The sequence below is a fragment of the Streptomyces sp. NPDC005266 genome (genome assembly GCF_040607655.1).
Classification (GTDB): domain Bacteria; phylum Actinomycetota; class Actinomycetes; order Streptomycetales; family Streptomycetaceae; genus Streptomyces.
In genome coordinates this window covers 64,455-77,205 of the sequence record NZ_JBEXHC010000009.1, presented here as the reverse complement: position 1 = coordinate 77,205, position 12,751 = coordinate 64,455, and the positions used below count along the sequence as shown (strand labels likewise).

At 71.6% G+C, this 12,751-nt stretch carries 14 protein-coding genes and 1 pseudogene; 11 read left to right on the top strand and 4 right to left on the bottom strand.

Going from position 1 to position 12,751, the window contains the following annotated elements:
* Positions 1-49: 49 nt before the first annotated feature.
* The gene (locus ABZU99_RS18870) at positions 50-733 is read left to right on the top strand and encodes a glycerophosphodiester phosphodiesterase family protein (RefSeq protein WP_356049440.1); all 684 of its coding nucleotides are present in this window, start codon (positions 50-52) and stop codon (positions 731-733) included.
* Between the two features lie 6 nt (positions 734-739).
* Here the strand turns inward: ABZU99_RS18870 and ABZU99_RS18865 are convergent, their stop codons facing one another.
* Positions 740-1,297, bottom strand: a complete 558-nt coding sequence (locus tag ABZU99_RS18865; RefSeq protein ID WP_356049442.1) for a GNAT family N-acetyltransferase — start codon at positions 1,295-1,297, stop codon at positions 740-742.
* 131 nt (positions 1,298-1,428) lie between these two features.
* Between ABZU99_RS18865 and ABZU99_RS18860 the strand changes: the two genes are divergently transcribed.
* Positions 1,429-1,815: a VOC family protein gene (locus ABZU99_RS18860; protein WP_356049444.1), complete on the top strand. Its 387-nt coding sequence runs from the start codon at positions 1,429-1,431 to the stop codon at positions 1,813-1,815.
* 97 nt (positions 1,816-1,912) lie between these two features.
* On the opposite strand, the gene ABZU99_RS18855 is transcribed toward ABZU99_RS18860, so the two are convergent.
* Positions 1,913-2,332, bottom strand: coding sequence for a PPOX class F420-dependent oxidoreductase (locus tag ABZU99_RS18855; protein WP_355945861.1), 420 nt, complete (start codon positions 2,330-2,332; stop codon positions 1,913-1,915).
* A gap of 224 nt (positions 2,333-2,556) precedes the next feature.
* Here ABZU99_RS18855 and ABZU99_RS18850 point away from each other — a divergent pair, with 224 nt between their 5' ends.
* The 6 genes and pseudogenes from ABZU99_RS18850 to ABZU99_RS18825 all read left to right on the top strand — a co-directional run bounded on the left by ABZU99_RS18850 (position 2,557) and on the right by ABZU99_RS18825 (position 7,036).
* Entirely contained in the window at positions 2,557-3,315 is a 759-nt protein-coding gene (locus ABZU99_RS18850) for a DUF5134 domain-containing protein (RefSeq protein WP_356227888.1), read from the top strand.
* 85 nt (positions 3,316-3,400) lie between these two features.
* Positions 3,401-4,336: a M56 family metallopeptidase gene (locus tag ABZU99_RS18845; RefSeq protein WP_355945855.1), complete on the top strand. Its 936-nt coding sequence runs from the start codon at positions 3,401-3,403 to the stop codon at positions 4,334-4,336.
* Positions 4,337-4,429: 93 nt separating this feature from the next.
* Positions 4,430-5,119 carry a phosphatase PAP2 family protein gene (locus ABZU99_RS18840; protein WP_356049368.1) on the top strand — a complete coding sequence of 230 codons (690 nt, stop codon included), beginning with the start codon at positions 4,430-4,432 and terminating at the stop codon, positions 5,117-5,119.
* Positions 5,120-5,301: 182 nt separating this feature from the next.
* Positions 5,302-5,487 (top strand): annotated as a pseudogene (locus tag ABZU99_RS18835) (Ppx/GppA family phosphatase); the annotation flags it as partial.
* Positions 5,488-5,511: 24 nt separating this feature from the next.
* Positions 5,512-6,225, top strand: coding sequence for an HAD-IA family hydrolase (locus tag ABZU99_RS18830; RefSeq protein ID WP_356049366.1), 714 nt, complete (start codon positions 5,512-5,514; stop codon positions 6,223-6,225).
* Between the two features lie 154 nt (positions 6,226-6,379).
* Positions 6,380-7,036 carry a helix-turn-helix domain-containing protein gene (locus ABZU99_RS18825; protein WP_356049364.1) on the top strand — a complete coding sequence of 219 codons (657 nt, stop codon included), beginning with the start codon at positions 6,380-6,382 and terminating at the stop codon, positions 7,034-7,036.
* A gap of 13 nt (positions 7,037-7,049) precedes the next feature.
* Here the strand turns inward: ABZU99_RS18825 and ABZU99_RS18820 are convergent, their stop codons facing one another.
* Entirely contained in the window at positions 7,050-8,531 is a 1,482-nt protein-coding gene (locus ABZU99_RS18820) for a hypothetical protein (RefSeq protein ID WP_356049362.1), read from the bottom strand.
* 137 nt (positions 8,532-8,668) lie between these two features.
* On the opposite strand from ABZU99_RS18820, the gene ABZU99_RS18815 reads away from it, so the two are divergent.
* From ABZU99_RS18815 to ABZU99_RS18805, 3 genes are all read left to right on the top strand, one after another.
* Positions 8,669-9,349 carry a DUF305 domain-containing protein gene (locus tag ABZU99_RS18815; RefSeq protein ID WP_355945840.1) on the top strand — a complete coding sequence of 227 codons (681 nt, stop codon included), beginning with the start codon at positions 8,669-8,671 and terminating at the stop codon, positions 9,347-9,349.
* Positions 9,350-9,482: 133 nt separating this feature from the next.
* A complete protein-coding gene (locus tag ABZU99_RS18810) occupies positions 9,483-10,826 on the top strand; it encodes an FAD-dependent oxidoreductase (protein ID WP_356049359.1) in 1,344 nt (447 codons plus the stop codon).
* A 276-nt stretch (positions 10,827-11,102) separates the two neighbouring features.
* The gene (locus tag ABZU99_RS18805; RefSeq protein WP_355945834.1) at positions 11,103-12,503 is read left to right on the top strand and encodes a nucleobase:cation symporter-2 family protein; all 1,401 of its coding nucleotides are present in this window, start codon (positions 11,103-11,105) and stop codon (positions 12,501-12,503) included.
* Here ABZU99_RS18805 and ABZU99_RS18800 read toward each other — a convergent pair.
* Positions 12,417-12,722: a helix-turn-helix domain-containing protein gene (locus ABZU99_RS18800; RefSeq protein WP_355946042.1), complete on the bottom strand. Its 306-nt coding sequence runs from the start codon at positions 12,720-12,722 to the stop codon at positions 12,417-12,419. The genes ABZU99_RS18805 and ABZU99_RS18800 overlap by 87 nt on opposite strands.
* Positions 12,723-12,751: the final 29 nt, after the last annotated feature.

The following is a 12,751-nucleotide window of genomic DNA, read 5'->3' as shown; positions in this document are numbered from 1 at the left end:
AGACCCGCCGGAGAGCCCCGGCAGAGGCCGACAGAAGAGCGAGACAGCGTTGACTTTTCTCACCATCGGACACCGCGGCGTGATGGGCGTCGAGCCGGAGAACACCCTCCGCTCGTTCGTCCGCGCCGAGCATGAGGGTCTGGACGTCATCGAACTGGACCTGCACCTCAGCAAGGACGGCTCGCTCGTGGTCATGCACGACGCCCAGGTGGACCGCACCACCGACGGCACGGGCGCGATCAGCGACTTCACCCTCGCCGAGCTGCGCGAGCTCGACGCCGGGGAGGGCGAGCGGATCCCGGTCTTCGAGGAGGTCGTGGACGCCGTACAGGCGCCGCTCCAGGCCGAGATCAAGGACACGGCGGCCGCGCGGGCGCTGGCGGAGGTGCTGACCCGCCGGAGTCTGCTGGACCGCGTGGACGTGCTCTCGTTCCACGACGAGGCCCTCGCCGAGATCCGCCGGCTGCTGCCGAGCGCGCGCACCGCTCTCGTCGCCAGCCGCTACGGCCTCGATGTGATCGACCGGGCGCGGGCCGTGGGGGCCGGGATGCTGGTGCTCAACATCCGCCGGCTGACCCTGGAGCTGGTGGAGCGCGCCCACGCCGCCGATCTCAAGGTCATCGGGTGGACGGTGAACACCCCCGACCATCTGAAGCTGGCCCGCGGGCTCCGCCTCGACGGCGCCACCACCGACTTCCCGGAGATCCGGCAAGCGGCCCGCTACACGGCCTGACCGCGCTCAGTCCAGGACCTTGACCAGCAGCTCGAACGCAAGGCCGGGGCGGCGCGGCACACCGCAACGCGGATCGCCGTACGGGAACGGCGTCATCTTCCCCGTACGGACGTAGCCGCGCCGCCCGTACCAGGCGATCAGCTCCTCGCGGACCGAGATCACCGTCATATGCATCTCACCGACGCCCCACTCCGTGCCCGCCAACCGCTCCGCCTCGGCCAGGATCACCCTCCCCAGACCGCCGCCCTGCAGCTCGGGCCGCACCGCGAACATCCCGAAGCAGGCATGCTCGCCCCGGTTCTCCAGCTGACAGCACGCGATCAGCTCCCCGCCCCGCTCGACGACCATCATCCGGCTGCCCTCGTCCCGCACCACGGCCGAGACGCCCTCGGCATCCGTGCGCTGCCCGTCCAGGATGTCCGCCTCCGTCGTCCATCCCGCCCGGCCGGCGTCCCCGCGGTAGGCCGACTCGATCAGGGCGACCAGCGCCGCCACATCGGCCTCGGTGGCCGCACGGAAGGCGAGCGGGGCGGTGGGGCCTACGGTGGCGCCGGCGGTGTCCATGGGCGTCGGCGGTCCTTTCCAGCGGTCTCTGGCGGCTCACCCGGCCGGCCGACGGCGGCCCGCGCTGGATTCAGACCCTGAACCAACCCTGAGCCGCCCCCGCGCCGGAGAAGGTGCGTAGGGTCGCGGACATGGTGCACGTACTGAGCAGTCGCACGCTACTGCGGCCAACGGACCCCGAGCGCTCCCGGACCTTCTACGGCGAGGCCCTCGGCCTCGCGATCTACCGCGAGTTCGGAACCGGCCCCGAGCGCGGCACGGTCTACTTCCTCGGCGGCGGCTTCCTCGAACTCTCCGGCCGCTCTGACACCCCGCCCGCCCCGGGCCTCCAGCTGTGGTTCCAGGTGCCCGACGCCACGGCGGCGCACAAGGAGCTCGTCGCCAAGGGCGTCGAGATCGTGCGCCCCCCGAAGCAGGAGCCATGGGGCCTGGTCGAGATGTGGATCGCGGACCCCGACGGCGTACGGATCGCGATCGTGGAGGTCCCCGAGGACCATCCGCTGCGCTATCGGCCCTGACGCTCCCTCGCGACTTCGGCGGGGCTCCCCGCCGAAGTCGGCTGCGGGGCCCGCGAGGGCGACGCCGGCGCCGGGGGGCGGAATCCGAGGGCGCGGGTCAGCCGGGCTGGCTGCTGTCCTTGTGCTCGCCCCAGCCGTGCCAGCGGTCGATCTCGATCCAGGCGCTGACCCGGGGGCGGTCCCGCTGCGGGTACGGCTTGCCGAGATACTGCTGGGCCAGCCGGTCGATGTCGGTGAAGTCCTTGTCCTCACGGATCTCGGCCACATGTCCGATGACGCTGATGTGGCTGTACCAGTTGTCCTGGTCGAGCACCGTGAGCGTGACCCGGGGATCGTTGCGCATGTGCTCGAGCCGCTTGCGCCCCTCATCCATGTTGACCAGGATCCGGCCGTCGTCCCAGAGGTACCAGGTGGCCGTGGACACCGGCTGGCCATCGGCCCGAAGCGTCGCGATGACGGCCGGGTTGGGCTTCTTCATCATCTCTACCGCGGCGTCGGTGAGCGGTGGATTCGACACGAAATCTCCTTCTCGGTGATGCGTTCTCGGTGATCCATGGGGCTGCGTGTTCACGGTGCCACATCAGGCCGTGCCCTATGCCTTTCGACTCGACCCCGCGTGCCGTATGCCTGGCGCGTGTCGCCGGATCGCTTCCGCGCTCCCCCCACTGCGCCCGTGCGCTCCCGTATGCGGCGGCAGGAGTGGGGATATCTCCCGGTATACGTCCCTCCGGGAGGTGTGCCGTGCACGGACCTCCGCTCGTCGGCTGGTTGCTGGTCGCGCTGTGCGCGGCCACGGGTACGTACTGTCTGCTGCAGAGGCGTGGCGAGCCGCCCGGCCCCGGGCGGCGGGTCGCGGGGGCCGAGGCGCTGATGGGGTGGGGGATGGCGGTGATGGCGGTGCCGCCCGCCGTGCTGGACCCCCGGCCGTGGGGGCCGCCCGCCTTCGCGGCGGTCTTCGGTGTGGCCGCCGTACGGGCGCTGCTGCCCGCGTGGCGCGGCCAGGGGCGAGGCCAGGGGCAGCCGGGGCACCATCTGCACCACGCCATAGGGGCGTTGGCGATGGTCTATATGGCGCTCGCGATGATGGTGAGCACCACAGGCGGCCGGCACGACGCCGGCCACATGGCGATGTCGTCGGGGCGGATGGCGGGTGGGGTGCCCCTGCTGACCGGGGTGCTGCTCGCCTACTTCGCCGTGTATGTGGTGCGGTGCGGGCTGCGGCTGGTGCCGATGACGGACGGTGGGGCGGACGGGCCGGTGGGGGCCGGGGCGGCGGGCTCCGGGGCCGTGGGGCCCGGGGCGGCGGGGCCCGGGGCCGTGGGGCCCGGGGCCGTGGGGCCCGGGGCCGTGGGGCCCGGGGCCGTGGGGCCCGGGGCCGTGGGGCCCGGGGCCGTGGGGCCCGGGGCGGTCGGCGGAGGCTGGTCGCGGCGGCCCGAGGTGAGGCACGCGTGCAGATTGTCGATGGGCATAGGCATGTTCGCGATGCTGCTGACCCTGTGAACCGTTCCGCGCGCACGGCGTGGTATGCGTCACTTCGTCAGCGCGACCGTACCCGCCCCAGCGCCGCGATCATAGGCTGACCGCCATGATGGTCCCCCTCGCGCTGATGGGCCTCGGCGCGCTGGCGGCGGCAATCGCGCCGCGCCTGATGTCCCGCTCCACCTGGATCGACCGCGAACCCGTCCTCGCCCTTTGGGTATGGCAGTGCGTCGTCGTCGCCGTGCTGCTGTGCTGCGCGCTCACCATGGCGCTCACCGCGGCGGCCGCCTCAAAGGCCGTGCGCGGGAATGTCTTCGCCCCGGCGCCCCGGGGCGTGATGGAGGCGTATGCGCTCTCCGGTTACGGCCCGTGGGCCGCGCCCGTCGCCCTCGTGCTCGCCTGCGGGGCCGTCTGGAGCGCGGTGATGCTCACCCGCGAGATCGGCCGGGCCCGGGGGTGGCGCAAACAGCACCGCACCGAACTCCTCGCCCGCTCCCCCGTGTTGCCCGGTGAGAAGACCTCCGGCGACCGTCTGGCCGTCCTGGAGGGAGACAAGCCGGCCGCCTGGTGGCTGCCGGGCCCCACGCCGCAGCTCGTCATCACCACGGCGGCGCTGCGCCGTCTCAAGGGCCGCCGACTGGACGCCGTCATCGCCCATGAGCAGGGCCACGCCCGCGCCCGCCACCACTGGCTGCTGCACTGCTCGGGCGCGCTGGCCACCGGCTTCCCCCAGGTGCCGGTCTTCGCGGCGTTCCGCGACGAGGTGCACCGGCTGGTCGAGCTGGCCGCCGACGACTCCGCCTCGCGGCGCTTCGGCCGTACGACGACCGCGCTCGCGCTGGTCGAACTCAACGAGGACCGCGGGGTATTCGGTCCCTGCCCCAGCGCGCTCGCGCAGGTCCCGCAGCGCGTGGACCGGCTGCTGGCCCCCGCCTCCCGTCTCCCGGCGGCGCAACGGTGGCGACTGACGGCCGCGGCGGCCCTCGTCCCGGTCGTCCCGCTCCTGGTCACGCTGGTGCCGGCGCTGCGGGTCATGGGCTAGCGCCAAGGCCGCAGGAGAGCTACGGCCCCGGGGCAGAGGGGCGCCCACCCGGCCTGCTGGCCTCCGCCCCCGCCCGTCCGCGATCATCGACGGATGCAGCCGCCCACCCAGCACCCCGCCCGCACCGCAGCCGCGCTGCTCGCGCTCTTCCTCGCGCTGCTCTCCCTCGTCGCCGCCCACTGGGGGCCGCTGATCAGCACCGACCGGGACATCGCCGTCACCCTGCACCGCTCCGCCCTGGCGCACGACGGCTGGACGCGGACCAGCAGAGTGCTGACGGACTGGGTCTGGGACCCCTTGACGATGCGTGCGCTGCTTGCCGTGGTGGCCGGGTGGCTGCTCTGGCGCCGGGAGTGGCTGCTCACGGCGTGGATCGTCGGCACGGCGATCGTGGGCGCGGCCTTGCAGCAAGGAGTGAAGGCGGCGGTCGACCGGCCGCGTCCGCACTGGGCGCATCCGGTGGACACGGCCCACTACGCGGCCTTCCCGTCCGGCCACGCCCTCACCGCGACCCTCGCCTGCGGACTCGTGCTGTGGGTGATGACCCTCCACGGGGCAGCGACAAAGTGGCTGCGGCTCGCGGCCGCCGTGGCCGTCGTATCGGTGCTGGGCGTCGGATTCACCCGGCTGTACCTCGGCGTCCACTGGGCCGGCGACGTACTTGGCGGCTGGCTGCTGGGCGCGGCGCTGGTGTACGCGGCGATCGCCGGCTACGCGTACGCATCGCGCCCTAAGGACGAGCGCGCTGGGGCCCCCGATGGGGATGGGAGAGCGCGGTCTTGAGCGATCTCGACCCGATGCCGTGCTACCGCCCAGGCGAACGCGAGTGTCGTGGTTCCTCGCGGCGGGTACCCGCATATGTTCGGTTCGCGTACGTGCCCACCTCGGCTACTCCGCACATACGGCCCGGGGGCCGCTCGCCCTCTCCGTAAGGAGTTTTGCGCTCGCTCACCCAGGGCACCGCTCAGCGCGCGAAGCTGCGCGGCATCTCCGCCTCCCGGGCCCGCCAGTCCCTCCCAGGCGCCGTGGTCGCGGAGGCAGTCATGGACGCGACGAAGGTGGAACGGCTCACCATCTGTCCCCGCTGGGGCCCCCGCCCCAGTGACCGTCGCCGTGATGCGAGACGCACCCGCCTCCTCTGGAGCCGCTGAGCCCTGAGCGGGCACGATGAGGCCATGACGACCAAGGGCGCGCTCTTCGATTTCTCCGGGACCCTCTTCCGTGTCGAGTCCACCGAATCCTGGCTGCGGGCCGCGCTGGGGCGGGCCCGGACCGCTGTACCGGAGGGGGATCTCCTGCGGTACGCACGTGACTTGGAGGACGCCGGCGCCCTCCCGGGCGGCGCCTCCCCGCTCGCGGTGCCGTCGCATCTGGCCGAGGCGTGGAGCGTTCGGGACCGCAGCGCCGAACTGCACCGCGCCGCCTACACCGGCCTTGCCCGGCAGGTTCCCCTCCCCCGCCCCGAGTTGTACGACGCCCTTTATGACCGCCATATGGAGCCCGCCGCCTGGCGGCCCTACCCCGATACGGCCGAGGTGCTGCGGGAGTTGCGCCGTCGCGGGATACGGATCGCGGTGGTCAGCAACATCGGCTGGGACCTGCGTCCGATCTTCCGTGCGCATGGCGTGGATGCGTTGGTGGACGCCTATGTGCTGTCTTTCGAGCACGGCGTACAGAAGCCGGACCCGCGGCTCTTCCGTACGGCCTGCGACGCCCTGTCCGTCGCCCCGCACGACGCCGTGATGGTGGGCGACGACCACCGCGCTGACGGGGGTGCGGCGGCTCTGGGGTGCCGGGTCCATCTGGTGGACCATCTTCCGGTGCGGCAGCGGCCGAACGCCCTGCGCGCCGTCCTGGACCTGCTGCCGGACGGCGCCACGGCGTCATAAGAGCGGGTAAGGGCCGGTGCGAACCCGCCGGTTCGGGCGATCCCCCGCGTCGCCCGAACCAGCGGAGACAGTGGGTCGTCCTGATCGGATCGACGGACAACCAGACGCCCCCTGAGTATATTGGCTAGTAGCCAGCCAACGCAGGAGTTACAGCATGTCCCCCCGCAGCGCATCGGTCAATGAGGAGTTGCGCCGCCGATCCCAGGCCCGTCTGCTCGAGGCGACGGTCGAGTTGGTCGGCGAGCGTGGCTATGAGGCGACGACGCTCGCCGATATCGCCGACCGGGCCGGGGCCGCCCGGGGGCTGGTGTCGTACTACTTTCCGGGCAAGCGGCAGCTGCTGCAGACGGCCGTGCACCGGCTGATCCATACCGAGCTCGCGCACGGGCTGGAGCGGGAGCCGCGGCCGGAGGGAGAGGGGTCCGGGCGGGAGCTGTTGGCGCGGGCGATCGATGTGGTCCTGGGGCTCGCCCGGGACCGGCCGCGGCTGATGCGTACGCATATGGCGGGGATCCTTACGGCCGAGGGGTTCATCCAGTGCCCCGAACAGCAGCGGCTGGCGGGGCTGTTGCGGGACACGGTGGAGCGGTTCGGCTCGCAGGACCCGGAGACCGACTACCGGCTGCTGCGCGCGCTGTTGATGGGCGCGGTGGTCGCGGTGCTGCTGCCGGGGGCGCCGATGCCGCCCGAGCGGCTGCGGGCGGAGCTGTTCCACCGCTACGGGCTGGACTGGGAGCTCGGTGTCCCGCCGGGCGAGAAGCCGCCCGGCGGGACTCTGGAGACCGATCAGCGGGTGAGCGGTCAGGGCTGAACGGGCTGAAAGATCAGCGGTAGTCGGGCTGCGTCTGCACGTTGAGCTCGTGCAGCCGGACCGAACGGGCGCTGTCGGTACGCCGATCGTCGATCTTCAGGACGTCGAAGCCCTTGGCGATGTCGTTCGAGTAGATGTAGCCGTTGTAGTAGTACGCGGACCAAGCCCCGCCGCCAACCAGCGTGTCGGCGGAGATCGGGCCGCGCTCGAAGTAGCCGATCTCCTTGGGATGGGCGGAGTCGGTGAAGTCCCAGATGGACACGCCGCCCTGATACCACGCCTGGACCATGATGTCGCGGCCCTTGGCCGGGATCAGCGAGCCGTTGTGGGCGACGCAGTTCTCGGTGTCGGCCTGGTGACGCGGGATCTTGTAGTAGCTCCTGAAGACCAGCTTGCGCTTGTCGCCCTTGCCGACGATGTCGTAGATGCCGTCGGCGCCGCGGTCCGGACCTACCTGGGCGTTGCAGGTCGCGGCACCGCCGCCGCCGAGCTCATCGGTGAACACGACCTTGGTGCCACCCTCGTTGAAGGTCGCCGAGTGCCAGAAGGCGAAGTTGACGTTGTCCTCGACCCGGTCGATGACCCGGGGCCTGGCGGGGTCGGCGATGTCGAGGAGGATGCCGTCGCCCATGCACGCGCCCGCCGCCAGCTTGAGCTCGGGGAAGGTGGTGAGGTCATGGCAGCCGGTGGTCTGGGAGACGCCCGGGTTGGTGGGGCCGCCGGGGTTGCCGCCGTCCGGGAAGAGCACGGGGAAGTCGATGACCGCGGCCTTCTCGGGGGCGTAGCGCGGGACTTTGATCACCGAGATGCCGTCATGCGGGGGTTGGCAGTCCGGGAAGGTCTCGCTGGGCGAGTACGAGGAGACGTAGATGTAGACGTTCCGGCGCTCGGGCACCAGGGTGTGGGTGTGCGAGCCGCACGAGGTCTCGACGGCGGCGACGTACTTCGGGTTCCGCTTGTCGCTGATGTCGAAGACCTTCATGCCCTCCCATGAGGACTTCTCGGTCGCGGGCTGGGTGGTGCTGTTGCAGGAGTTGTCGCTGCGCGAGGAGTCGGTGGAGAGAAAGAGCAGGTCCCCGGAGACCGAGACATCGTTCTGCGCGCCGGGGCAGAGCACCTGGCTGACGATCTTCGGGGTCCTGGGCCGGCTGATGTCGTAGATGACGAAGCCGTCGTAGTTGCCCGCGAAGGCGTACCTGCCCTGGAAGGCCAGGTCGGAGTTGGTGCCCTTGAGGTCCTGCTTGGGGATGTTCGTCAGATGGCTGACATTGTCGCTGTGGACGATCTCGTCCACCCCGGGAATGTCGCCGTTCTCGATGGCGGCCTTGACGTCGGATGCCTGACCCTTCGTCACGCGCTTGCTGTGCGGGGCGTCACCGGGGTCGGGTGTCGCCGCCGCCGGGCCTGCCGCCAGCAAAGAGGCCACGAGGCCCAAGCCGGCTATGGCCGCACCGAGGTATCTGCGCCGCTGCGGGGATCTGTCCCACGGCTTCACTGCGTCCTCCCTGTGTCCCTTGTCGCCGTTCGGAGTTGAACGTTTGACGGACGTGGGCAGTATGACGCTATCCATGTACACAACAACAGCGCGGCAACGTCATCGTAAAGAGATTTCTGCCGCCCCAGGAGGCATCGGTGTCCAACCGCCGTACCACACGCCACTCCAGACCTCTCACGATCGTGGCGGTCGCCGCTTCCCTGGCATTCGCCCTCGCCGGATGTGACGGGGAGGGTGACGGCCGGGCCGACACCGGTAAGGGGAAGGACGGGAAGCCCGCGGTCATCGCGCCGGGCAAGCCGGGCGAGGCGGCGAAGCACCTGTCGGCCGACGAGGCGGCGAAGGCGGGGGACGACGACTCCGCCAACTCGGCGGACATCTCCTACGTCCACATGATGATCGAGCACCATCGGCAGGCCCTGTCGATGACCGGTCTCGCCCCCGACCGCGCGAAGTCCGCCAAGGTCAGACGGCTCGCGGAGCGTATCGCGTCCGGGCAGAGGCCGGAGATCGACGCCATGCGGGGCTGGCTGACCACGAACGGCGGCGACGCGGAGGGCGGCGCCAAGGGCGGGCACGAGGGCCATGAGGCGATGCCCGGGATGGCCACCCCGGAGCAGCTGGACGCCCTGCGCGCCGCCAAGGGTGCCGACTTCGACACCCTCTTCCTCAAGCTGATGATCAAGCATCACCGGGGCGCGGTCTCCATGGCCACGGATGTGCTCGCGCAGGGCAACAACGTCCGGGTCGAGGAGATGGCGGGCGATGTGATCGCGCAGCAGAGCAGTGAGATCCGGCGGATGCGACAGCTGCGGTAGGGCGGGTGGGGCGATCGGGGGCGGTGGAGCGAGGGGCGCGTGCGTCACCCGTGCCGGTCGTCCGGCGCGTATTGCCGGACGCGGCACCTCGCCGGGTGGGATGCTGGAGGCATCCTGCGAAAGGAGCTCCGCCGTGCTTCGCGTCGCGGTTGTCGGGTCCGGGCCGAGTGGGGTCTACGCCGCCCAGGCGCTCGTCCAGCAGCAGGCTGTCCCTGACGTGTCGGTGCATGTGCTGGACCGGCTGCCGGCTCCGTACGGGCTGGTGCGGTACGGCGTCGCACCCGACCACGAGAAGATCAAGTCACTGCAGAACACCCTGCGCGCGGTCCTGGAACACCCCCGCGTCAGCTTTTTCGGCAATGTGCACGTGGGGCCCCCGCCGCTGGTGCCCGAGCGGCTGCTGGACCTCTATCACGCGGTGGTCTACTGCGTGGGGGCGGCGACCGACCGGCGGCTCGGCGTGCCCGGCGAGGAGATGCCGGGCAGCTTCTCGGCCACCGACTTCGTCTCCTGGTACAGCGCCCACCCGGACGCGCCCCGCGACGCCTTCGCGCTCGGCGCGCACTCCGCCGTCGTCATCGGCGTCGGCAATGTGGCGGTGGACGTCGCCCGCATCCTTGCCCGTGGGGCGGAGGAGCTGCGGCCCACCGATGTGCCGCACGCGGCCCTCGGGGCGCTCGCCGACAGCCGGGTCTCCGATGTCCATATGGTCGGCCGGCGCGGTCCGTCCCAGGCGAAGTTCACCACCAAGGAGTTGCGCGAACTCGGCGCGCTGACCGGCGCCGATGTGATCGTGGACCCGGAGGAGCTGGCGCTGGACCCGGGGTTCGCCGATCCGTCCGGACTGCCGGCGGTCAACCGGCGCAATGTCGAGGTGCTGCGCGACTGGGCGCGCCGGGAGCCCTTGGGCCGCCCACGCCGGCTCCATCTGCGCTTCTTCCTCCGGCCGACGGCGCTGTTGGGCGAGCGCGCGGTGCGTGCCGTGCGCTTCGAACGGACGGCACCGGACGGGCGCGGCGGAGTCGCGGGCACGGGTGTCTTCGAGGACATCGAGACCGAGTTGGTCCTGCGGTCGGTGGGCTACCGGGGTGTGCCGCTGCCCGGGCTGCCGTTCGACGCGGAGCGCGGCACGGTCCCCAATGCGGCGGGGCGGGTTTTGCGCGGCGGTGCGCCCTCGCCCGGGGAGTACGTGGCGGGGTGGATCAAGCGCGGGCCCACCGGGGTGATCGGCACCAACCGGCCCTGCGCGAAGGAGACCATCGCCTCGTTGCTGTCCGACGCGGACGCCCTCGCCGCCCGCCCGGTGGCCGAGGCTCCGCTGCGGGCGCTGCGCGAGGCGGGGCTGGAGCCGGTGGAGTGGACGGGCTGGCTGCGGATCGAGGAGGCGGAGACCGCGCTCGGGGAGGCGCTGGGGCGTACGAAGGTGAAGATCCCGGACTGGACGGGGCTGCTGACGGCGGCGCGCGACCAGGACTGACGGGCGACCAGCGTCTACCGGGCGACCAGGGTCTGCCGGGCGACCAGGGGACTACCGGACGACCAGGGGACTACCGGACGACCAGGGTCTGCCGGGCGACCAGGGGACTACCGGACGACCAGGGACTACCGGGCGACCAGGGACTGCCGGGCGACCAAGACGGAACAGATCCCTCCGGGGGGCTTGACACAGGGCGGCAACGGCCCTGCAATCAACAGATTGTTTAAGCCTTCTACGGTCGCGTCACCCTTGTCCGTCGCCCCGCGAGGAGCCGCCATGACGTCCGTATCCCAGTCCGTACCCCATCCCGTGGACGAAGTACCGCCGCCCGGCCGGCTCGCCGCCTTCGGGCTTCAGCATGTACTGGCCATGTACGCGGGCGCGGTGGCCGTGCCGCTGATCGTCGGCGGCGCGATGAAGCTGCCGCCCGCCGATCTGGCGTATCTGATCAACGCCGATCTGCTGCTGTGCGGGATCGCGACCGTCCTGCAGTGCGTGGGGCTGTGGCGGTTCGGCGTACGACTGCCGATCATGCAGGGCTGCACCTTCGCGGCGGTCACCCCGATGGTGCTGATCGGCACCGAGGGCGGCGGACTGCCCGCGATCTACGGTTCCGTGATCGTCGCCGGGGTGGCGATGACCTTGCTGGCACCGGTCTTCGGGCGGCTGCTGCGGTTCTTCCCGCCGCTGGTGACCGGCACGGTGATCCTGGTCATCGGTCTGTCGCTGCTGCCCGTCGCGGGCAACTGGGCGGCGGGCGGCCAGGGTGCGGCGGACTTCGGGGCGCCGAAGAACCTGGGCCTGGCCGCCGGGGTGCTGATCATCGTGCTGGCGGTGCAGCGCTTCGCGCCCGGCTTCGTGGGCCGGATCGCGGTCCTGGTCGGCATCGTGGCCGGGACGGTGGCGGCCGTACCCCTGGGCTTCACCGACTTCTCCGGGACAGGCGACGCCGACTGGGCCGGGATCTCCACCCCGTTCCACTTCGGCGCCCCGACGTTCCACGCGGCGGCCGTGGTGTCCATGCTGGTCGTCGGGCTGGTCACCATGACCGAGACCACGGGGGACTTCATCGCGGTCGGCGAGCTGACGGACGCCCGGGTCGATGGCCGGCGGCTGGCGGACGGGCTGCGCGCGGACGGCGTCGCCACCGTGCTCGGCGGCGTCTTCAACACCTTCCCGTACACCGCCTTCGCCCAGAACGTGGGTCTGGTGGGGATGACCCGGGTGCGCAGCCGGTGGGTGGTGGCGACCGCGGGCGGCATGCTGGTGCTGCTCGGTCTGGCGCCGAAGCTGGGCGCGCTGGTCGCGGCGGTCCCGGCGCCGGTGCTGGGCGGGGCCGGTCTGGTGATGTTCGGTACGGTCGCGGCGAGCGGGCTGCGGACGCTGGCGGGGGTGGACTTCCGGGACAACCACAACCTCACGGTGGTCGCGGTGTCGGTCGCGATCGGGCTGCTGCCGGTGGGCGTGCCGGGCGTCTACCAGAGGTTCCCTAACTGGTTCCAGACGGTGATGGACAGCGGGATCAGCGCCGGGTGCGCCACCGCGATCGCGCTCAATCTGCTCTTCAACCACCTTCCGGCCGGGCGGACATCAGCCCCGGTCGCCGCCGAGGCGCCGCTCCTGGAGGGCGGCGGCGCCCAGGACACTGTCGAGCAGACCGGGGAACAGCGCGTCTAGGTCCTCGCGGCGCAGGGCGCTCATCTTGGCGGTGCCGCGGTAGACCTGGTGGATCACGCCGCATTCGCGCAGCACCCGGAAGTGGTGGGTGGTGGTGGACTTGCTGACCGGAAGGTCGAAGACCGAGCAGGAGAGCTCCTCCGACTCCTCCGCCAGCGTCCGCACCACCCGCATCCGCATGGGGTCGGACAGCGCGTGCAGCACATCCTCCAGGCGCATCGCCTCGCGCCGCGGATGTTCCAGGGAGC